The organism is Mesorhizobium mediterraneum (assembly GCF_002284565.1).
Taxonomy (GTDB): Bacteria; Pseudomonadota; Alphaproteobacteria; order Rhizobiales; family Rhizobiaceae; genus Mesorhizobium; species Mesorhizobium mediterraneum.
Window position 1 is genome coordinate 376,656 of sequence record NZ_NPKI01000026.1, and the last position, 20,718, is coordinate 397,373.

The window sequence follows — 20,718 nt, forward strand, 5'->3', positions numbered from 1 at the left end:
TGTTCGATTACGGGTGGCGATCGCCCAGGAAATCGAAACCGGTTTCGAAGAAATGATTGTAGTCGCAGGTCAATTCCTCGCCGGCCGCGATATCGCGCAACGCATATGTCTCCTCGGGCGAGGCGACGTCGCAATTCGGGTCATCGGCATGGTTCATGTAGCGCGCGTCGTCGGCTTCGAAGACGATGTAGTTGGGGTCGCGCCGGTCGGGATAGGAATAGCGATCGAGATAGGCTTTGATCGGCCCGGTTTCGCGCTCATAGGTCTCGACAGGGATGCGCCGGTCGTAATTGGGATCGAGCTTCCAAAGCAGTGTGCCACGGGGAATGTGGTTCTTGGCAAAAACACCAATGCCTTGGATAGGCGATTTGTCGAGATAGACGTCGACGAGCAACATGGCAGACCCTTTGGAGTGACTGGGTGATTTTGGTTGGCGCGGCCGCGAAAAGCCGCGCATTGGGTAGCGCGCGGCCATCGCAATTGCGAGCAGAAAATCAGTAGCGCATGACCCGGAATCGGAATCGAATTTCCGCTGAGGATCATGCGCAAGATCAAGCTCCTACAGCGCCCTTTGCGCGTCCATAAGGGCGGTCGGCGCTGTGGTGGCCTTGCCCGCTACCTTCAGCGCAAAGGCATAGGTGAAGGCGATTTCCTCGAGCCTGGAAAACCGGCCGGATGCGCCGGCATGGCCGGAGTCCATGTTGATCTTGAACAGCACCGGATTGTCGCCGGTCTTGCGGTCGCGCAGCCGCGCTACCCATTTGGCCGGTTCCCAGTAGGTGACACGCGGGTCGGTGAGGCCGGCAAGCGCCAGGATCGGCGGATAGTCGAGCGCGGCGACATTGTCGTAGGGCGAGTAGGCTGCGATCGTCCGGTAGTCTTCCTCCGAGACGATCGGGTTGCCCCATTCGGGCCATTCCGGTGGCGTCAGCGGCAAGGTCGCGTCGAGCATCGTGGTCAGCACGTCGACGAACGGAACCTCGGCCACGATCCCGCCAAAACATTCCGGCGCCATGTTGGCGATCGCGCCCATCAGCATGCCGCCGGCCGAGCCGCCCTGGGCGACAATGCGGTCATGGGCCGTGTAGCGCTCGGCGACGAGGTGGTGTGCGACTGCGACGAAATCGGTGAACGTGTTCATCTTGTGCGCCCGCTTGCCGTCGTCGTACCAGCCGTAACCCTTTTCCTTGCCGCCGCGGACATGGGCAATTGCGTAGACGAAGCCGCGATCGACCAGTGAAAGGCAGTTGGTGTTGAACGCGGCCGGCACCGTGATGCCGTAGGATCCGTAGCCGTAGAGCAGGCAAGGCGCTGATCCGTCGAGCGGTGTTTCGCGGTGATGGATGAGCGAGACCGGCACCAGTTCGCCGTCGGCGGCGGGCGCCATCAGCCGCCGCGTCACATAATGGTCCGGGTCGTGACCGGACGGAACTTCCTGGGTCTTCAGCAGCACACGTTCGCGGGTGCGCATGTTGTAGTCGAAGACCTGCGCCGGCGTCGTCATCGACGAGTAGGAAAAGCGCATGATCTCGGTGTCGTATTCATAGGATCCCGACAGGCCGAGCGAGAAGGCTTCCTCGTCGAAAGAGATGAGGTGTTCCTCGCCGCTTTTGCGATCGTGCACGACGATGCGCGGAAGGCCTTCCTTGCGTTCAAGCCTGACCATATGGTCCTTGAAGCCGATCACCGAGAGGATCAGCCGGCCCGCTTCGTGCGGCACCAGTTCCTGCCAGTTAGCACGCACCGGGTCGTTCGCCGGCGCCGTCATGATCTTGAAATCCTTGGCGCCGTCGGCGTTGGTGAGAATGAAGAAGATGTCGCCGCCTTCTTCGAGGTCGTATTGCAGGCCGGTCTCGCGCGGCGAAACCAGCTTCGGTTCGGCGAACGGCTCGCTGGCGCTCATCAGTCGGTACTCCGACGTCTCGTGATCGTTGATGCCGATCATGATCCACTCGTTGGAGCGCGTGCCGCCGACATTCATGAAGAAGCCTGGATCGGTTTCCTCATAGATCAGCCGGTCGTTCTCATGACTGTCGCCAAGGGCATGGAACAGCACCTTGGAGGGGCGATGGTTGGAGTCGAGGCGGGTGTAGAAAAACCCGTCGTTGCCGGCGTCCCACACGCCGCCGCCACCTGTGTCCGGGATCCTATCCGGCAACTCTTCGCCGCTGGCGAGATCGCGCACGCGAAGCGTGAAGAATTCAGAGCCCTTGTCGTCGAACGCCCACAGGAGCTTGCCTTGATCGGCCGAATGGTCGACGCCGCCGAGGCGGAAATAGGCCTTGCCCTCGGCCTCGAGGTCGCCGTCGAGCAGGATCTGCTCGTCGCCGCCATCGCGCGGTGTTCGGAAATAACGCGGCTGCTCGCCGCCAAGCTTGAAAGATGACCCGTAGGCGTATGGCCCATCCTTCATCGGCACCGAAGAATCGTCTTCCTTGATGCGGCCCTTCATCTCCTTGAAAAGCTGCGTCCGCAACTGGGCGGTGTCGGCCATCAACGCTGCCTGATAGACGTTCTCGGCGTCGAGATGGGCGCGGATTTGGCCGTCGAGCAGGGACGGGTCCCTGAACATCTCTTGCCAATTGTCGGCTCTCAGCCAGGCATAGTCGTCCGTCCGGTTTACTCCATGATGTATATCGAAGACCGGTCGCTTCTCTGGTTGTGGCGGGCTGACAGTCGGAAATGCTGGGGTTCTGGTCATTGCGTCTCGCTGTGGAAGTTACTTGAATGGAGAATGAACACGCCGATCAGCGCAGGTTCAAGAGCCGGAATATATGTTTTGCGCCGAGCTCCAGAAGATGAGCCGGAGGAGAGAGAAAAAATGAAATTCCGTTTTCACGCTGCCGCGGCTTTCGCCGTCGCCTCGACTGTTTTGGCCTTTACCGGCCAATCTCATGCAACCGTGTTCGCAGCTTGGCAAGTGACCAACGTTCCGTTTGGCGACACACTCAACGTGCGCAAATATCCGGCCGGGTCATCGCAGAAGCAGGCCGCCTATCCCAACGGTGCCGTATTGCAGATGACCGGCAAATGCACCGGCGGCATAAACCTGCTCGACATCGCCAATCAGCCGGCCTCGCAGCAGGTGGAAAAGGTCCGCTATCGCTGGTGCGAAGTCTGGCACGATCCGGCCCAAAGCGGCAATTTCGTCACCGGCTGGGTCTATGGAAAGTACATCACGCCACAATGAAGGCCCGGTGCCGGTCCGCAGCGCCGATTTCCGGCTTGCTCGCAGACAGCAGGGATAAATCGCAACCTATGGTTTCGTAGACTCTGAAAACAACCAAATAGCTTACGCTACAACCAAGCATAGCCAAGCATTCAGATATTTTTACTGTCCATCACGGATGTAACGGCAGCTTGACGCTGCGTCAGCCGCCACTGGTCTGACCAGAAAATATCGCAAAGTTACAGAGTGCACGAAAGATTGAAGCTAATCGTGGAATATTTTATTAACATCGATGAATATAGCACAAGAAGCGAATTGACTTACTTGGTGCACTGGCTCATTAGAATGCTGCGACGCGAATCGCAGAGGCTCTTTCCTGCAAAAATTTCGCGCGGTGCCCGACCTGCCAAAAATAGGGCGCGGATAGAAACAACTCTCGTTGGGGCCATGAAGCCATGGATATTATCGAAACACCTTCCAGAAATAGTGATGCGCTGATCGAATTGACGGCCGATGTCGTAGCCGCCTATGTCAGCAACAATCCGGTGCCGGTCGGCGAGCTGCCGAGCCTTATCGCCGATGTCCATGCCGCCCTCGGGCGCGTGGGCGGGGCCAGTGAACAGCCTCCTGCCGACAAGCAGAAGCCGGCAGTAAACCCGAAGCGCTCCGTCCATGACGACTACATCGTCTGTCTTGAAGACGGCAAGAAGTTCAAGTCGCTGAAGCGCCATTTGATGACCCACTACGGTCTGACGCCCGACGAGTATCGTGAAAAATGGGGCCTGGACGCAAGCTATCCGATGGTTGCTCCCAACTATGCTGCCGCCCGCTCACAGCTTGCCAAGAAGATGGGTCTCGGCCGCAAGCGCAAGGGGCGCTGATACCGGCTGTCTTTCCCAACCTGGGTTAGACGATCAACGGCGCCTTCGGGCGCCGTTTTGCTTTTGGGGCATTGCTGGAGCAATCGATAGGCGTTGCGCCATATGCGAGGGCTCGCCATCATGCAGGCCAATCCCGCTGTGGCCTAATCAGGCGGTCTGCCTCAAGGCCGCCTCGGCGTCGCGCTTGATGCGCTTGACCATAGAACGAAGACCATTGGCGCGTTGCGGCGACAGGTGCTCGTCGAGGCCGAGTGCCTTCAGCGTGACTTCCGCGTCGGTTTTCTGGATCTCGCTGGCGGGTCGTCTCGAAAACAGCGCCAGCATGATAGCGACGAGGCCGCGCACGATATGGGCGTCCGAATCACCGGCGAAGGTGACGACTGGGTCGGGCCCCGGTCCATATTCAGTGGTCAGCCAGACCTGGCTGACGCAGCCAGGCACCTTGTTGGCGGGGTTGCGTTCCTCATCGGGAAACGGCGGCAGGGCCTCGCCCAGCTCGATCACATAGCGATAGCGGTCTTCCCACTCGTCAAGCAGGGAGAAGTCGTCGCGGATCGTTTGGATCGTCGTGGTCATCACCACGGATATAGTCATCCGGCGACGCCGCGTCACGGAAAAAGAGGAAAAACACCATAGGCGTCGAGAGGGCGGAGGGCCTGCGATGCAGCGACAGATGCGCTGACAAAATATCTCAGTTCTTCGCCGGCAGGTCGACTTTTGCGGGCAAGACGATGTCTTCGGGCACGCTGCCGGTCGTTGTCGCCGTGTCGGGTTCGGCGGTCTTGTCGTCCAACATGGCGGCCGCGATCTTGGCGGTCTCCTTGGCTCGGGCGGTGATCGTGTGCATTGCGGACTTGCCGGTCTCGCAGACGTCGGGCTTGCGCTCGCATATGCCGGCAATGTCGCCGACCGCTTCACGCGCCGCAAACAAGGCCTGGATCGGCCCGACGCTTTGGTGGCCTGTCTCGTCGGAGCCGACATTCAGCGGCAGCGCCAGAAGCACCAGCGAAAACCAGAAAGCCATTCTTATCAGAAAGCCCATCTGTATGCCTCTCATCCGTGATCGGATCATGCATTCGTGCGGCATGACCTCTTTGGATACGATAGTGGCATAGACGCGCAAAGGACGGCTTGCCTGGTCAGCGAAAATTTTCCTCAAATTTTAGGCAAATTCGAAACGAAGCATTTTGCAATGCGTTTGCCTCAAATCCAGATGATTTTCTTCACTTGGGGTTAACCATCCGTCTGGCTGTTTTCTATAGGTATTTCCCAGAAGTGCGGCGTGCCGGTGGCGACTGTCAGAGGCAGAAGGACGATCCGCCCGGATAACGCTCCATTTACTATGGCTGCAATTGCCCAGGTTTTGCCGCGCCGGTCTCCCAATATTTGCCTCAGGCCGGGCATTGGTCGGTCCCGCCTTATCCATTCCTTAAACGCTGGATGCGAGTTTCAGAGCAACAAAAGCAACCTGCGAAGCAGGGCTGTTCACGACCGGGTGCGAGTGCGTTGAGTTGAGTTCGATCGGGGCCAGATACGTTGAGTTGCCCGGCGCGATGGCAGCCGGTTGCGAACGTATGGTTCATCCGTCCATCCTCGGACAGAACGATCGCCGGTGCCAGCGCCGGTTTATCGGTGTCATGCTGGCCGCTCCGTTCTTCGCCGCAGGTGCAGCAGTCACGCTGGTCACCTCGGGCATGGGCGCGGCCCTGACCATGGCTGCGATCTTTGCGGCTTTCGGCCTTTGCTGGTTTGCCGCCTTGCTGGTGGCAGCATCGGGTAAGATGGCGTTCGCCAGCCAGGTCGCCCTGGCGATGGGCAGTCTTGCCCTTGCCGGCGTCATTGCCGCGGCGGGCGGTCTGGCCTCTCCAGTTGCCATGCTTGTCGTGGCGCTCCCGTTCGAAGCCTGGTGGATTGGCGCGTCTCGTCGCGCTGCATTGTGGGGTGCGGTATCCGCATTTGTCGCTATCGTGCTGCAGGCTTTTGCCGGTTCCGTCTTCCCGTTCGGCGCGGCAGAAATCGCTGCGTGGCATTGGTTGCTGCCGCTGGCCTGGGTGCTCACCCTCGTTCCCCGCGTCGCGAGACTTGGCAGCCCGGCCGGCGCGCAGCTTGATCCGGCGACCGACGAACGGCTCGAGAACGTCATCGACGCCGTTGTCCTGCGGGTCGGCAGGCATGGCGAGGTTCTGGATGCGTCGGCAAAAGCGCGCACGATCCTGAAACTGCAGCCGGAGCTGCTGTTCGGTACTGGCCTGTTCGATCGTATCCATCTGTCCGATCGCGTCGCATACCTCAGCGCGCTGGCCGACATGCGCGATGGCGCGTCGACGCGCCGGCTCGATTTTCGCGTCCGGCTGCCGCAAAACGGCCACGGCCCAACGGCGGACAATTACCGGCCGTTTTCCCTTGAGCTGACGCGGGCGAAGGAGCAGCAGGACGTCTTCACGCTCGTCTTGCGCGAAAACGACGAAGTCGCCGGATTGCGCGAAGAGCTTGCCGCTGCGAACGAGGCGGCCGCGTCTGCCGAAGTGGCGAAGGGACGGTTTCTGGCGGTCGTCAGCCACGAGCTTCGCACGCCGTTGAACGCCATCATCGGTTTCTCCGACATGCTGCTGCATGAGATGTTCGGCACGTTCAAGGATCCGCGCCAGAAGGAATATGTCGGCTTGGTCAAGGAGTCCGGCCAGCATTTGCTTGCCGTCGTCACCTCGATACTCGACGTGTCGAGGATCGAATCGGGCGCCTACGCGGCCGAGCCGGAACCGTTCCGTTTCGTGGAAGCGGTCGAAATGTGCCAGTCCATGATGCGGCAGCAGGCCGAGGCAAAAAACATCGATCTGCAGGCTCAGATCGCACCGGATGCCGGCGAGATAAACGCTGATCGCCGTGCCGTGCAGCAGATACTCATCAATCTCGTCTCCAACGCCATCAAGTTCACGCCCGATGGCGGCGATGTCATCGTCGGCGCCAAGCGGATCGGCTCGCGACTGCATTTCTGGGTCAGAGACACCGGCATCGGCATCGCCGAGGAAGACTTTGCCAATCTCGGCAAGCCGTTCATGCAGATCCAGAACGACTATACGCGCCGCTTCGAGGGAACCGGGCTCGGCCTGTCGCTGGTGAAGGGCCTGGTGGCGCTGCACGAGGGCACGATGTCGATCGAAAGCATGCCGGGCGAGGGCACCACAGTAACGATCAGCTTGCCGGTGAACGGACCGAAGGGACGTTCGACGGACAAGCCCGGCGTGCTGCCGATGCCCGTGGCCAAGGCGGAGACGAAAGGGGACAGGCATGGCTCGCTCCGCAAAACAGCCTAAGGCGGTCAAGCGCCGCGGCAATGCCTTCCAGGGTGGCGCGGTCGCCGTCGGCAGCCTGATCTCGCGCAATCCGATTCTGGTCGGCGGTTCGACCGCCTTCTTGGTGACGCTGTTTTACGTCTCGGCGAATGCCCTGTGGTATCAGCCTTTTCCTCATGCCGGCGCATTCTTCGCGACCAGGAGCATAGAGGGCTTTCCTCGCGCAGACGCCGACGAGCCCGAGACCACCATCAACATCGTGCGGCCGGGCTCGGCCCCCGCTCCGATCAAGAGCGATCCGGTCGTCGAGCAGGTCCAGGGCATCTTGAAGGATCTCGATTTCTATTCCGGCACCGTCGACGGCATTTCCGGCCCCAACACGCGCAACGCCATACAGGCCTATCAGCAGAAGGTCGGGCTCAACGCTTCCGGCGAGATCGACAGTGTGCTGCTCGATCAACTAGGCGCCACGCCAACCGCCTCGACGGTCGTGCCGCATCCGGCGCCGCGCCCGGACGACATGGCCGCGATTCCCGTTTCCGCTTCGGCGCCGGCGGATGCGTCGGCGCAGGCACCTGACGCCCGCATTATCAAGATTCAGGCCGGTTTGAAGGCATTTGGCAATGACGACATGCAGCTCGATGGCGTGGTTGGGGCACGCACCAAGGCAGCGATCAAGGAGTTCCAGTCACTGTTCGGGCTACCGGAGACTGGCGAGCCCGACGAGGTCGTCTACGTCAAGATGCGCGAGATCGGCCTGACCAACTGACAGTCGACGCCTGACGGTCGAGGCGTTCGCCAACCGGATGGGCAAAAACCGATTTCGGTTTTCGGACCTTTGCTCTAAGTACCGTCCGATGTCGTCCAGAACCTTGCCATGCGCGTAACCACCGATCTGTGGGTGTCGGCCCTTTTGCGCCGGGTTTTCAGCGCCGGGGGCTTCGCCGCCGTGGTTAAGCGCGGCGCGACCGAGGCCGGCGCGGTCTTCGTGCTGGCGCGTGGCCGCATGGGCGAGATCGCCCTGTTTGGGCCGGCGCCGCAGACGAGCTACGATTCAGCCAAACCCGACGACCGGTTTTTCAGCCTGCTCGGCGCTGGCGACGATGCCGCCGTCTTTGACGCGCGACTGGAAAGGGAGAAAAAATTCGATCCCGACATCTGGGTGGTCGAGATCGAGGCCGGCGCTGTTCCCGTCGAGGAGCTTATTTCCGTCAAGTCGCTCTAACGATATGCATGAAAGACAAAGGCTTGAAACGTTCGCTTGAATCTCTTCAGACGCGCCGCGCCTTCATGTATGTCGCCCAAAAGTGCGCAGCGGTTTTGGGATAACGACATGCATAAAAACAAAAAACTTAAGGCGCGTCGCTTGAATCTCTTCAGACGCGCCGCACCTTAAGGCTGATGGCAGCATTGTCGCTGTCTGCCTTGCGGATGTCGGCGTTTGCCGCAACGGGTCCGGTACTGCGAATGGCCTTCGACAGTATCTCGGCCTTCCAGCCGCGAACCCTGTCCAGCGCTGCATCGCGACGCAGCAGACGGTAGCGGTCGAGGAAGATGCGGATGGCCTGCGGATGCGGAAACTCTGTGGGGTAGACGGCAACGGTGATCAGGAACGCCTTGTCTTCGCTGAGGTCGAGCGCGCGCAGGGCGGCCAGCAGCGACGTGTAGTTCTGGGTTGCGGTGAGCGACCGCGCCGTTGAAAAATCGATTTCGAGCGCGTCGGCCAGTGCTGTCTGGAAGAATGCGGCGTTGCCGGTCAGCGCCGTCTCGCGCAGTTTGACATAGGTTTCAGCACCGGTGAACGGATTGATGGTTGCGCCGCCGCTCTCCGCGTCGGCATGCATCATCGACCGCAGCCGGCGCCGTGCATTTTCGGCGCCGGCGCCGGGCACCTGCTGCCGGTCGGGACCGGGCACAACGACTTCGGCGCTTTCAGGCGCCGTCTTGGCGATCGTCTCGGGCTGACGCACGCTCACCAGCGTCGGCTTTTCAAGCGCCTTGATCAGGTGGGCGATGGTCGGGTTCAGGTCCTTGCGGCGCGCAATGGCGCGCGCATGCGGCAGGCCGTGCCGCCCGATCAGCGCGATGAGATCGATGTTGCTGAGCGCGCGCGAGCGGATGAGCAGCGGGGCGGCGATGTCGACCGGCTCCTCGCAAAGCCGCCGGACCAGCGCCGTGGGCGCATATTCGCACTCGGAAAGGGCGGCAGCGACGTAGCGGCGCGATTCGACCGACACATTGGCGAAAAGTGGAAGCGTCAGATCTTCAAGCTGTGCAATCTCCCGGCGCGAAGGGCGGGTGAGCGAACAGAACGCCGACACCGCGGCGCGGAACAGCCTTTCAGCCTTTCCCGATTCAGCCCGTATAGCGATTTGCCTGAAATCCGAAGCTGACACGAAGGATACGCCTGACACTCGACACAATCTGGACCATGCTCGACCGGGACTGTGTCGGTTTCGCATTTCCCAAGAACAAAGATCAAGTTAGCGGCGATCCGTTAGCGTTCCGTTAACCTACTGCCGTCCTTAATCAGATTGGAGGCGTTGCGTTGTGCTCCGGGGCAACCGAGAGGAATGCACGAACCATGGGCATGGTACTGTCTTTCGTGCCGCGAACGGCGGCAACCAATCGAGCAGAACGAAACACCGGTACGCCGGCGGCGGTGATCATTTTCCCCGGCGTCCGTTATGAGCAACGGCCACTGACGGGCGAGAGCCGGACAGGCGCCGGTCGGGACAAGCCGGGCTCGATGCCAGGCTCGTCAGGGACGCTGCCTGTTCCGCACCACTGAGTTTCGGGATCCCTTTAGAAATCCTGCAGCTCGCAGGAACTCTGCTCGAGAAACCGTGACACGACCGGCTTCCAGCTGTCGTCGGGCACGAAGGAGCGGATGACGAACATGCCTTCGTCGATGGGCGCCTCGACGAAGATTGCCCCTTGCAATTCCTCGGGAAGATTCTTGCGGATCTCGATCATTTGCGCCGGCGTCAGCACGATACTGTCCAGCACTCTACCGGTCGCGCTGTGGTCGTTGAAGGAATAGATGTTGTGGCCGCTTCGGTCATAGACCGATACGGACCAGAACGGGACGTTTCCGGGTGCCTTGATCCGCACCATCCCTTCGGACAGATCGAACCGGCAAGCCGCCGCGTAAAACAGTGGATCGACGGATTTTACCACCGGCGTGCCGCCGGCCTCTGCGTCCAGCCTGGTCATCCTATAGAGGTCCGAGGCCATGGCCAGACGCGACCAGGCATCGCGTTCGGAAAATTCCGGGACGAGCAGCAGCACGATGATATGCACGACACCGGCGCCAAGCAGGCCGAGCAAGATCGCGTGCAGCAGCCTACGCATTGCAGCCGACCTTCAGGATCTGCGGTAGCGTGATATCCGAAAGACCCGTGCTGCTGGCGATCGGCGTGTCGTAGAATGTCAGCACGAAATACATCCGACCGGAGCCGTCGGAAGGCAGCCAGTTGCCGGGCGCGGGGCGGTGGCCGACGGAAATCACCACCGAATTGTCGGGCTGGCGCAGCACCTGGTAGGATTGAAGTGCCGCAAGCCTCGGCTTGTCGGTCTCGATCACGCCGAGCGACTGATCGGCGGCATAGAGGGTCCAGAACCGGGCCGTTGGAAATCCGCCTTCTATTTCATAGGCGCATTGACGTTTCAATTGCTCGCCGCCGGAATCGCGTTCGGCGACAAAAGACAGGCCCTCTGCCTGCCCGAGCGCCAGCACACCCTCGCGCGCCACACGGGCTTTCGAATAGGGGTCCGCCGCCTGCGTGCCGATATCGGGAAACGCCGTCCATGGGCCGATCCGGATCGCGCCGATGCCATCCTGCGTCTTGAGAGCGTGCCAGACGCCGCCGCCGCCGCCGCCGATGGCTATGGCAAGCGCAAGGAGCGTCAGGAATGCGTTTTTGAGCATGAGGAGCCGCGGGAAAGAGGAGTGCCGCTTGGGGATATCGCGGGGCAGGGGGCCATGGCAAGCGGACCTCTGTGGAATTGCCTGCGCGAGCATGACCCGTCGTGTGCGGGCGTCAAAGCGCCGACAGGGTCTCCGGCGTCGCAGGTGCCTTGAGGACGGGCGCCGACTGGAACAGCCTCGTGATGTCCTTGAGCGCCCGCGTGGTTTGGCTGGACAGCACCGGCGGGCGCTCGGCGGCGGCGTCCGCCGCTGCCTGCTCGGCGTTCTTCTTTTCCGCGTCCTCGGCCTTGGCGGCAATTTTTTCGTCGACGAAGGGATGATCGAGACCGGGGATCGGCTTGAGATCGATATTCTGGTGCGCATAGACCATAAGCCGCTGCCACACCATCGCCGGCAGCGAGCCGCCGGTCATGTTGTTGGTTGGGGTGAAGTCGTCATTGCCGAGCCACACGGCAGCCGTGTAGTTGCCGGTGAAGCCGACATACCAGGCATCACGGTAAGATTGCGTGGTGCCGGTCTTGCCGGCCGAAACGATGTTGGGAAGGGCAGCGCGCCGCGCCGTGCCCATCACCGGCACCGCCGCCAGCATGGTGTTCATATATTTCAGCGCCTGTTCCGACAGCACACGATGCGGCGGCGGCGCATCCTTGGCGAAATCGTAAACCATCTCGCCGGTATGGGTGACGAGCTGGGTGATGCCATGCCGGGAGCCGACAAAGCCGTTCTGGGCGAAGACGCTATAGCCTGTCGCTTGGTCCATCACGGTCATGCCCGAAGTGCCGAGCACCATCGTCTTGTGCGATTCGAGCGGCGATTCGACGCCCATGGCTTCCGCCATCGCCTTGATCGGCTTGATGCCGAGATAATCCTTGGCCAGCCGCACCGGCACGGTGTTGATCGATTTGGCCATCGCCGTGATCAGCGTGACCTTGCCGGCCGACCCGCCATTGTAATTGTGAGGCGACCAACTGCCCCAGGAGATCGGCCCGCCGGAAACGACGGAGTCCGGAGTGAAGCCGTGCTCCATCGCCGTTGCATAGATATAGGGTTTGAACGATGAGCCGCTCTGGCGCAGCGCCTTGGTGGCGCGGTTGAACTGGCTGGCGCCGTAGTCGCGGCCGCCGACGATCGCCCTGACTGCGCCATTGGTTTCGATGACGACCATGGCGCCTTCGGTGACGTTGTATTCCTTGCCGAACTGGCGGAGATGGAACTCCATCGATTCTTCCGCCGCCTTCTGGATGTTGGCGTCGAAAGTGGTATGAGCGACCAGCGAATGCTGGCCGGATTTCGCCGCGATCTTCTTGACCTCTTCGAATGCCCAGTCGAGGTAGTAATCCGGGCTTTTCTGCTCGCCGCGGTCGACGATTTCGGCCGGATGCAGCCGCGCCTGCAGCACCTGGCCCTCGCTCATGAAGCCGGCCTCGACGAGATTGGACAGCACCACATTGGCCCGCGCCCTGGCAGCAGGCAGGTTGATGTGCGGCGCGTATTTGGTCGGTGCCTTGAACAGGCCGGCCAGCATCGCCGCTTCGGCGAGGTTCAGATCCTTGACGCTTTTGCCGAAATAGAAATCAGCGGCCGCTTCGATGCCGAAGGTGCCGCCGCCCATATAGACGCGATCGAGATAGAGCTGCAGGATCTCCTTCTTCGACAGATTGGCCTCGAGCCACAGCGACAGGAAGGCTTCCTTGATCTTGCGTTCCAATGTCCGTTCATTGGTCAGGAACAGGTTCTTGGCCAGCTGCTGGGTGATGCTCGAGCCCCCTTGCACCACGGAATTCGCCCGCACATTTGCGAAGATCGCGCGCGAAAGGCCGAGCGCATCGATGCCGTAGTGATCGAAGAAACGCCGATCCTCGGTGGCCAGCACCGCCTTGATGACCTGGTCGGGCATCTCGTCGACCGGCACCGAATCGCGCTGGATGATGCCGCGCTGGCCGATCTCGTTACCGTAGCGATCGAGGAAGGTGACGGCGAAATCACCCTGGGCCCGCCAGTCGCCGGCGGTCTCCTGGAAGGCTGGCAGCGCAAGCGCCAGCATGACGACGATGCCGCCGGCGCCGAGCGTAAAACCCTCGCTCAACAGTTCGATGATGCCGCGGCGCCAGCCGGAGACGCGGAAGCGCCGGAAAAAAATGGTGGCCGCTTCCCAGAACCGGCGCGCCTTGAAGCCGATCTCGTAGAGCGAGGAATCGAACCACGCATCCGCAGCCAGCAGTCTTGCGGCAATCGGACCTCTTCTCTTGCGTGGTTTCAAAGGGCTGGCCATTCCAGGATCCGGCTGCGGCTACGCCTCCCAGTGAGAAACTGCACGGGGGCAATTTCAGGGCGACGCGCCTACCAAGACTATTCGTTCATTTTGGCGCCGCTCACAAGGGCGAGGTAGACTTGCGCGTTACAGTTTTTAGATAGGAGTTTGAGGGGCCACCTCCACCGCTTTGCAGGCGCGCATCCGCTTTCAATATTACCGCGCCGCGATAAAGCGCATGAAATGCGCCACGTCGGCGTCGCTTGGCTCCTGGCCGGTGAAACTGCGCAGGTAGGCGGCGAGATGACTGACCCTCGCCTCGACCGGCTCCTTGAGGTCAAGCACATAATAACCGATCTGCATGTAGTAGAGCACCCGGGCGCGGATGAAGGCATCCTCTTCATCATAGCCATGCCGGCGATACATGTCGCGGATCGCGCCCAGGCGGTCATTGTCGGCCTGGTCGATTGCCCGGCGCACGTCATCGGAGCGACGCGCCCATTCCCGGATGGCGAAGTCGAGCCTAGGATCGAACAGGCGCTCGTCCGCCCAGCATTCGAACACGTTCATGACGCCCATGATGATGCTTTCGGCCGGCCGCTGCGCGCGTTCGACGATCGCCTTGGTGTTGGTATCCCGCCAATGGGCAAGCAACTGGTCGAGCAGATCCTGACGGCTATCGAAATACCAGTAGAAGCTTGAGCGCGAAACGCCGAGCTTCTGGCCGAGCGGCAGCACGCGCACGCTTTCGATGCCGTCTGAAATCAATGTCTGGAGCGCAAGACTGATCCAGTCCCAGCGCGTCACCTTGATGTTGCCGGGCGCCGGCTCGTCCCGCGGAGCAATCATGATCATGGCCGCACAATAGGCATGGGGGAGAGCTGCATACAACCATACTAGACACATATGTACAGTGCAAGTATCCTGCCGCCTCTAACGAACGGCCGGCGCGTCATCGCGGCCTCTCCCTACAATCCCCAGGGCAAGGCAATACGGCAATGAGGAGTATCCGCCATGGTCGATGACGCCGCACGCAACCTCAGGCGCGAACGCAGGCGCGGACGAACCGGCGAGGCTGGCAGCGAGAGCAGCCGCCGGCCGGACTATCGTTCGCTGAAGAACCCGTTCCTGCCGCAGCCTGTCTTTTCGGCCGACCACGTCGCCGCGATCCACGACACGGCGCTGCGCGTGCTCGAGAAACTCGGTGTCAAGGTGCTGTTGCCGGAAGCGCGTCTCATTCTTGCCCGTGCCGGCGCTTTGGTCGACGAGGACAGTCAGATGGTGCGCCTCGGCCGCGACATCGTCGCGGCGGCGCTGGCCTCGGCGCCGAAATCGATCCGGGCGCACGCCGGCGACCGTGCCCGAGACCTGATGCTCGAGCTCGGCTCGATGACGTTCCTGGCGGGATCCGGCGCGCCGAACGTCACCGATCTAGAGCGCGGCCGGCGGCCGGGGACGCTTGCCGCTTTCGAGGATCTCATTCGGCTGGTGCAGCATTTCGACGTCCTGCATATGCTGGGGCCTTGCATCGAGCCGCAGGACATCGACAACCGTTTGCGCCATTATGCCGTCAACCGGGCTCAGCTGACGCTGTCCGACAAGTTCCCGTTCATTTTCGCGCGCGGCACGCCGCAGGTCGAGGACGGGTTCGAGATGCTGCGGCTGGCGCGCGGCCTGTCCGAGGACGAATTCCGTTCGGGGGCCTATTGCTACACCGTCATCAACACCAATTCGCCGCGTCAGCTCGACATTCCGATGGCGCAAGGCATCATCGACTTTGCCAAGGCGGGGCAGGTGTTGATCATCACGCCCTTCTGCCTGGCCGGCGCCATGGCGCCGATCACGGTGGCCGGCGCGCTGACGCTGCAGCATGCCGAAGCGCTGGTCGGGCTGACGCTGGCCCAGATCGTGCGGCCAGGCGCGCCGGTCGTCTATGGTTCCTTCTCGTCCAATGTCGACATGAAATCCGGAGCGCCGGCCTTCGGCACACCGGAGCACATCAAGGCGACGCTCGGCGCCGGTCAGCTTGCACGCTTCACCGGCCTTCCCTGGCGGTCCGGCGGCGGCAGCGCCGCCAACATTTCGGACGCGCAGGCAGCCCACGAAACCCAGTTCGCGCTGTGGGGCTCGGTGCTTGCTGGCGCCACGGTCTGCATCCATGCCGCGGGCTGGCTCGAAGGCGGGCTGAGCGTCTCCTTCGAGAAGCTGATCACCGATATCGAGGCGCTGCAGACGGTCGCCGAACTCTGCGCGGCGACGCCTGGCGACGAGGACGCGATCGGCTTCGAGGCCATCGCGGAAGTGCAGCCGGGCGGGCATTTCTTCTCGGCCGGACACACAATAGCGCGCTACCGCACCGCATTCTACGAGCCGCTGGTGGCCGACTGGTCGAATTTCGGCAACTGGACGCAGGCCGGGTCAAGAACCGCCACGGAGCGCGCCACCGGCATCTGGAAACGACTGTTGGCCGACTTCCGGCCACCGCCCTCGGCCGCTGTCACATCAGACGTCCTCGACGAATTCATAGCGCGGCGTACCGAAGAGGGCGGTGCGGCACCGGTTTCGTGAGGTGGCGGCACGCGGGCGTCACATAGGGCGTTTGTCGCCGGTCTTTTGCGGGTCGCGGCGTATCGTGCCGGTGTCAGCTTTCCTATGCTTATCGGCAAGTCTACGAATGCGATCGAAGCGACTTTCCTCAACCGCTTTGATTGTCGCGACGGCATTTGGCTTCGGGACGAACGCAATCATGGATCGATCTCCTTGCCGGCGGGCCGCGCGCCGGGGAGATGCCCCGGCGGTTTTCTTTCAGGCTCTCGTGTAGAGTTCGTTTCTCTCGGAGAGGTCGATGATATCAGGCGGCGAGAGCGACCGCACAGCTTTGCGCACCCAGCCTGTCGGGCGAGGTTTTCCCGGGCATGGTCGCCCAGCCGCCCGTCTCGATGAACTGCCGCTTCTTGTAACTGTCGGTTATGGCCTTGAACTCTACAAGTTTGGCGGCGGCATCGGGTGCCGTATTGAAGCGATCGACGCAGACCGCCGAGGCCAGCTCGCCGCGCGCCACGTCGCCGGCGGTTGTCGCCAGCGCGCGTGAGGTGCCACCGGTCACCCAGCCGCCCCAGTTGAAACCGATGATCAGCGTGGCGACGACGGTTGCCGCACATGCCCACAAAAGCGTGGATTTGGCCGGCTGGTAATCTTCCCATCGACGCGCGAGAGATGGCTTGCTGCTTTGTGTGGCCACGGAACAGTTCCTTCCTGGTTGGTGTTGGGATCGGTCGCCCGGCCTTTCCGGCCGGGCGCTGCAGGCTTGTCTAGGCGATGGTCAGTAGCCCCCCATGCCGCCGCCGGCCGCAGGCGCGGCATCCTTGGCTGGAATGTCGGTGATCATGGCTTCCGCAGTGATCAGCAATGCCGCGATCGAACCGGCATCCTGGAGCGCGGTCCGCACCACCTTTGCCGGGTCGACGATGCCGACCTTGATCATGTCGACATAGATCTCGTTCTGAGCATCGAAGCCCTGGTTGTGATCCTTGCTGTCCATGAGCCTGCCGACAACGATCGAACCTTCGACGCCGGAGTTCTCGGCGATCTGGCGGATCGGCGCTTCGAGCGCTCTCGACACGATCGAAATGCCCGCCGTCACATCGGCATTGGCTCCGGTCAGCCCGTTCAGCACGGCCTTGGCGCGCAGCAGAGCGACGCCGCCGCCGGGAACGATCCCTTCTTCCACCGCCGCGCGCGTGGCGTTCAGCGCGTCGTCGATACGGTCCTTCTTTTCCTTGACCTCGGACTCGGTCGCACCACCGACGCGAATGACCGCGACGCCGCCGGCGAGCTTGGCTAACCGCTCCTGCAGCTTCTCCTTATCGTAGTCGGAAGTGGTTTCCTCGATCTGCCCCTTGATCTGCTGGACACGCGCCTGAATCGTGGCCTTCTCGCCTGCACCGTCGATGATCGTCGTCGTGTCCTTCTCGATCAGCACGCGCTTTGCGCGGCCGAGCATGTCGATGGTGATGTTCTCGAGCTTGATGCCAAGGTCTTCCGAGATCATCTGGCCGGCAGTGAGCACGGCGATGTCTTCCAGCATCGCCTTGCGGCGATCACCGAAGCCCGGCGCCTTGACTGCCGCGACCTTGAGGCCACCGCGCAATTTGTTGACGACCAGCGTCGCCAGCGCTTCGCCTTCGACGTCCTCGGAGATGATCACCAGCGGTTTGCCGCTTTGCACCACGGCTTCGAGGATCGGCAGCATCGCCTGCAGATTGCCAAGCTTCTTTTCGTGAATGAGGACATAAGGGTCCTCCAGCTCGACGCGCATCTTCTCGGCATTGGTGACGAAATAGGGGCTGAGATAACCACGGTCGAACTGCATGCCCTCGACGACGTCGAGTTCGGTCTCTGCGGTCTTGGCTTCCTCGACAGTGATGACGCCGTCATTGCCGACCTTGTCCATCGCCTTGGCGATCATGGCGCCGACGGTGGCATCGCCATTGGCGGCAATGGTGCCGACCTGCGCGATTTCACCGGAAGATTTGACCTTCTTGGCGCGTGCCTGGATTTCCTTGACGACGGCGGTGACCGCAAGGTCGATGCCGCGTTTGAGGTCCATCGGGTTCATGCCCGCGGCAACGAATTTGGCGCCCTCGCGCAGGATGGAAGCGGCAAGCACCGTGGCGGTGGTGGTGCCGTCGCCGGCGAGATCGTTGGTCTTCGAGGCCACTTCGCGCACCATCTGGGCGCCCATGTTCTCGAACTTGTCGGCAAGCTCGATTTCCTTGGCCACCGTCACCCCGTCCTTGGTAATGCGCGGCGCGCCATAGGCCTTGTCGATGATGACGTTACGGCCCTTGGGGCCGAGCGTCACCTTGACGGCGTTGTTGAGGATTTCGACACCGCGCAGCATCCGGTCACGCGCATCGGTGGAGAATTTGATTTCCTTGGCAGACATGTTTTTTCGTCCCGTTCAATTGGTTGTGGCAAGGCGCTGGCAGCACCCGCCTGAATCAAAAACTTGGAGCATCCTCTGCGCGTCCAAGAGGACGCGCGGCGCTCCAATCAGGCGGCTTTCTTGGCAGCCACGATCTTGTCGGTGATGCCCATCTCGCTCTTGTCGATGATGCCCATGATGTCGGCCTCCTTCATGATCAGAAGGTCCTCACCGTCTATCTTGACTTCGGTTCCCGACCATTTGCCGAACAGGATGAGGTCGCCGGCCTTGACATCGAGTGCGATCAGCGCGCCGCTTTCGTCCCGCGCGCCTGGCCCGACGGCGATCACTTCGCCTTCCTGCGGCTTTTCCTTGGCATTGTCGGGGATGATGATGCCGCCCTTGGATTTGGTATCGCTTTCGGCGCGCCGAATAACGACGCGATCGTGGAGTGGCCGGAATTTCATGGGAACTTCTTTCTGGGGCCGGCTTAGGCGGCCACGCCCTTGTATAGGCGTTTTGGCACTCGATAGATAGGAGTGCCAAAAAATATTAGTCCTTTATCGGAAACTATTGACAGTATTATTTGGCAGTTTCATTTCCATGGATTCGATGAGCATAAAATAATCCTGGAATTGATTTTTTCTGCCCGAGTACCTATTTTAGATGAGAAACTCACTTTCATAATCTCAGTCAAGAAGGAGATTTTATCGATGGCGGAATTCAGTCAGAATATAATGGAAAAAGCTGAGGCGCGCTTCATGGAAAAGCAGAAGAAAACCGCGGAGCGAAACCAGGCAACGGCCGAATATGTTTCGGAAGCCAAGGCCAGGATCATCAAGACGGCAAGGCTGCGGGCGCTGCGGCTGGCCAAGGAAGAGGCCGACCGCGCCGCGGAGGCCCTCAATCCCGTCGCCCCCAAGAAAAAGCGGGCGGCAGTCAAGAAGGCGGGTGCCGCTTAACGGCGTCAAGTCATGAGCCTGACATTTCCAAACCAAAGCCGCAGCTACGACGAAGCGAGCCGACGGATCCGCTTCGTCGGCTATGACGGCATGTCCCAGATTTCTTTCTTTGTCGATGCAGATGCCATCTCGACGGCACCGTCGGGGACGGCGACAGCCGAAGCCACATATCTCGCCGCCTTCGATGCGGCTGTCGGTCCCATACATGACGTCGCAAGGAATGCTTATGCCCGTACCGGCAAGAGCATGTACGTGCTGACCGCAGCCGATTTTCGATAAATCCCGACCGTCCCGTGATCTGGCGCCAGAACGTCAACGCGGCTACGCTGCAAGCAGGAATCGCTGACGGTGAAGGCCTGTTCAGTCGTGACGGGCGAGGGAGAAGACGATGACCGCGCCGGCGGCCGCGCTGCAGAAGGCCTTGTTCGAAACGCTGAACGGTGATGGTTTCCTGTCAGCGGCATTGGGCGGCGCTAAACTGTTCGACCATGCCCCGGAAAATGTCCCGTTTCCCTATGTCACCTTTGGCCGGACCAGCGTCTACGACTGGACAACGGGCATGGAGAACGACGCCGAGCAGCTTTTCACGCTGCATTTCTGGTCGAAGTCCGAGGCCAGGAAAGAAATGCTCGATGTGATGGACATGGTCAGCGCCCGGCTCCAGGATGCGGCGCTCGCGCTCGACGAGCATCACCGACTCAATCTCAGGCTCGAATTCACCGAGGGCCGTTACGACGAGGACCTTTCGGCCTATCACGGGCTGCTGCGCTTTCGCGCCGTGACGGAAGAAAACGCCTGACGCGCTTTCAATATGGCTGCAACACAGTCTAGACTGGCGCTTCGATGAATTTTGCCGGGTTGGGGCGGCGAAATCATAAGGTCGGTTGTCTCGCGTTTCAGGGGTGGGATAGGCATGTGTTGCAGGCGTTCACTGTTCATTTCACGTTCAGCACCGATGCGTTAGAACGCTGACCATGAAAACGCTTCGTTCCCACTTCCGAACCGCGACATTGGCGCTATCAGCGGCCGCTCTGTTCGCATCGCAGGCGACGGCGCTGCCGGTCGTCGTGCCCGAGCAGAACCGGCCGGTCGTCCTGGCTGCCTCCGACTGCTACGCGATCGGTCAGCAGGTCGCCGAGCAGAATGGCGGCACGCTGGCCAAGGCATCACAGTCGACGCGCGGTGGCCAGCCGGTCTGCGTCATCGTCGTGCTGGTTCCAGGCAAGGACGGACAGCGCCCGCGCCGCACAGAGATCGTCGTTCCGCAGAATTGACCCGCCGTTTCCCAGCGTGTCGGAATCGGC

Annotated in this window: 23 protein-coding genes; 10 read left to right on the forward strand and 13 right to left on the reverse strand. The window is 61.4% G+C overall.

Translation table 11 applies throughout. The features are described 5' to 3' along the window. Nucleotides 1-7: 7 nt before the first annotated feature. Entirely contained in the window at nucleotides 8-397 is a 390-nt protein-coding gene (locus tag CIT25_RS21695) for an SET domain-containing protein (protein ID WP_095486532.1), read from the reverse strand. Nucleotides 398-559: 162 nt separating this feature from the next. After that, nucleotides 560-2,701 (reverse strand): S9 family peptidase, encoded by a 2,142-nt coding sequence (locus CIT25_RS21700; protein ID WP_095486533.1) that lies wholly within the window; start codon nucleotides 2,699-2,701, stop codon nucleotides 560-562. Between the two features lie 120 nt (nucleotides 2,702-2,821). On the opposite strand from CIT25_RS21700, the gene CIT25_RS21705 reads away from it, so the two are divergent. After that, on the forward strand, nucleotides 2,822-3,190 hold the full coding sequence (locus CIT25_RS21705; protein WP_095486534.1) for an SH3 domain-containing protein: 369 nt from the start codon (nucleotides 2,822-2,824) through the stop codon (nucleotides 3,188-3,190). Nucleotides 3,191-3,624: 434 nt separating this feature from the next. Continuing rightward, a complete protein-coding gene (locus CIT25_RS21710; RefSeq protein ID WP_023800837.1) occupies nucleotides 3,625-4,050 on the forward strand; it encodes a Ros/MucR family transcriptional regulator in 426 nt (141 codons plus the stop codon). A 147-nt stretch (nucleotides 4,051-4,197) separates the two neighbouring features. Here CIT25_RS21710 and CIT25_RS21715 read toward each other — a convergent pair whose 3' ends face one another. Both CIT25_RS21715 and CIT25_RS21720 read right to left on the reverse strand, forming a co-directional pair. Then, a complete protein-coding gene (locus CIT25_RS21715; RefSeq protein ID WP_095486535.1) occupies nucleotides 4,198-4,626 on the reverse strand; it encodes a SufE family protein in 429 nt (142 codons plus the stop codon). A gap of 115 nt (nucleotides 4,627-4,741) precedes the next feature. Further along, nucleotides 4,742-5,092: a DUF5330 domain-containing protein gene (locus tag CIT25_RS21720; protein WP_095486626.1), complete on the reverse strand. Its 351-nt coding sequence runs from the start codon at nucleotides 5,090-5,092 to the stop codon at nucleotides 4,742-4,744. 532 nt (nucleotides 5,093-5,624) lie between these two features. On the opposite strand from CIT25_RS21720, the gene CIT25_RS21725 reads away from it, so the two are divergent. From CIT25_RS21725 to CIT25_RS21735, 3 genes are all read left to right on the forward strand, one after another. After that, nucleotides 5,625-7,364 carry an ATP-binding protein gene (locus CIT25_RS21725; RefSeq protein ID WP_095486627.1) on the forward strand — a complete coding sequence of 580 codons (1,740 nt, stop codon included), beginning with the start codon at nucleotides 5,625-5,627 and terminating at the stop codon, nucleotides 7,362-7,364. After that, nucleotides 7,339-8,112 (forward strand): peptidoglycan-binding domain-containing protein, encoded by a 774-nt coding sequence (locus CIT25_RS21730; RefSeq protein ID WP_095486536.1) that lies wholly within the window; start codon nucleotides 7,339-7,341, stop codon nucleotides 8,110-8,112. Before CIT25_RS21725 ends, CIT25_RS21730 begins: the two co-directional genes overlap by 26 nt. 108 nt (nucleotides 8,113-8,220) lie before the next feature. Then, complete coding sequence (locus tag CIT25_RS21735; RefSeq protein ID WP_095486537.1) at nucleotides 8,221-8,568, forward strand: DUF1491 family protein; 348 nt, start codon at nucleotides 8,221-8,223, stop codon at nucleotides 8,566-8,568. A gap of 151 nt (nucleotides 8,569-8,719) precedes the next feature. Here the strand turns inward: CIT25_RS21735 and CIT25_RS21740 are convergent, their stop codons facing one another. From CIT25_RS21740 to CIT25_RS21765, 5 genes are all read right to left on the reverse strand, one after another. Continuing rightward, on the reverse strand, nucleotides 8,720-9,739 hold the full coding sequence (locus CIT25_RS21740) for a hypothetical protein (RefSeq protein WP_167391079.1): 1,020 nt from the start codon (nucleotides 9,737-9,739) through the stop codon (nucleotides 8,720-8,722). A gap of 409 nt (nucleotides 9,740-10,148) precedes the next feature. Beyond that, a complete protein-coding gene (locus CIT25_RS21750) occupies nucleotides 10,149-10,697 on the reverse strand; it encodes a DUF1254 domain-containing protein (protein ID WP_095486540.1) in 549 nt (182 codons plus the stop codon). Beyond that, nucleotides 10,690-11,274: a DUF1214 domain-containing protein gene (locus CIT25_RS21755; protein ID WP_095486541.1), complete on the reverse strand. Its 585-nt coding sequence runs from the start codon at nucleotides 11,272-11,274 to the stop codon at nucleotides 10,690-10,692. Before CIT25_RS21755 ends, CIT25_RS21750 begins: the two co-directional genes overlap by 8 nt. A gap of 112 nt (nucleotides 11,275-11,386) precedes the next feature. Then, nucleotides 11,387-13,546: a transglycosylase domain-containing protein gene (locus CIT25_RS21760; RefSeq protein WP_095486542.1), complete on the reverse strand. Its 2,160-nt coding sequence runs from the start codon at nucleotides 13,544-13,546 to the stop codon at nucleotides 11,387-11,389. Nucleotides 13,547-13,741: 195 nt separating this feature from the next. Beyond that, entirely contained in the window at nucleotides 13,742-14,380 is a 639-nt protein-coding gene (locus tag CIT25_RS21765) for a TetR/AcrR family transcriptional regulator (protein ID WP_095486543.1), read from the reverse strand. A 159-nt stretch (nucleotides 14,381-14,539) separates the two neighbouring features. Between CIT25_RS21765 and CIT25_RS21770 the strand changes: the two genes are divergently transcribed. After that, nucleotides 14,540-16,093, forward strand: coding sequence for a trimethylamine methyltransferase family protein (locus tag CIT25_RS21770; protein WP_095486544.1), 1,554 nt, complete (start codon nucleotides 14,540-14,542; stop codon nucleotides 16,091-16,093). An 18-nt stretch (nucleotides 16,094-16,111) separates the two neighbouring features. Here the strand turns inward: CIT25_RS21770 and CIT25_RS36920 are convergent, their stop codons facing one another. The 4 genes from CIT25_RS36920 to CIT25_RS21785 all read right to left on the reverse strand — a co-directional run bounded on the left by CIT25_RS36920 (nucleotide 16,112) and on the right by CIT25_RS21785 (nucleotide 18,919). Then, nucleotides 16,112-16,273, reverse strand: coding sequence for a hypothetical protein (locus tag CIT25_RS36920; protein ID WP_164547001.1), 162 nt, complete (start codon nucleotides 16,271-16,273; stop codon nucleotides 16,112-16,114). A gap of 103 nt (nucleotides 16,274-16,376) precedes the next feature. Next, nucleotides 16,377-16,766: a hypothetical protein gene (locus CIT25_RS21775; protein WP_095486545.1), complete on the reverse strand. Its 390-nt coding sequence runs from the start codon at nucleotides 16,764-16,766 to the stop codon at nucleotides 16,377-16,379. An 81-nt stretch (nucleotides 16,767-16,847) separates the two neighbouring features. Continuing rightward, complete coding sequence (gene groL, locus CIT25_RS21780; protein WP_095486546.1) at nucleotides 16,848-18,473, reverse strand: chaperonin GroEL; 1,626 nt, start codon at nucleotides 18,471-18,473, stop codon at nucleotides 16,848-16,850. A 107-nt stretch (nucleotides 18,474-18,580) separates the two neighbouring features. Beyond that, nucleotides 18,581-18,919 (reverse strand): co-chaperone GroES, encoded by a 339-nt coding sequence (locus tag CIT25_RS21785; RefSeq protein ID WP_095486547.1) that lies wholly within the window; start codon nucleotides 18,917-18,919, stop codon nucleotides 18,581-18,583. 246 nt (nucleotides 18,920-19,165) lie between these two features. Here CIT25_RS21785 and CIT25_RS21790 point away from each other — a divergent pair, with 246 nt between their 5' ends. The 4 genes from CIT25_RS21790 to CIT25_RS21805 all read left to right on the forward strand — a co-directional run bounded on the left by CIT25_RS21790 (nucleotide 19,166) and on the right by CIT25_RS21805 (nucleotide 20,688). After that, on the forward strand, nucleotides 19,166-19,414 hold the full coding sequence (locus CIT25_RS21790) for a hypothetical protein (RefSeq protein ID WP_095486548.1): 249 nt from the start codon (nucleotides 19,166-19,168) through the stop codon (nucleotides 19,412-19,414). Between the two features lie 12 nt (nucleotides 19,415-19,426). Next, nucleotides 19,427-19,693, forward strand: coding sequence for a DUF1488 family protein (locus CIT25_RS21795; protein ID WP_095486549.1), 267 nt, complete (start codon nucleotides 19,427-19,429; stop codon nucleotides 19,691-19,693). Nucleotides 19,694-19,802: 109 nt separating this feature from the next. Continuing rightward, a complete protein-coding gene (locus tag CIT25_RS21800; RefSeq protein ID WP_095486550.1) occupies nucleotides 19,803-20,213 on the forward strand; it encodes a DUF3168 domain-containing protein in 411 nt (136 codons plus the stop codon). 175 nt (nucleotides 20,214-20,388) lie between these two features. Next, nucleotides 20,389-20,688: a hypothetical protein gene (locus tag CIT25_RS21805; RefSeq protein ID WP_095486551.1), complete on the forward strand. Its 300-nt coding sequence runs from the start codon at nucleotides 20,389-20,391 to the stop codon at nucleotides 20,686-20,688. Nucleotides 20,689-20,718 lie beyond the last annotated feature (30 nt).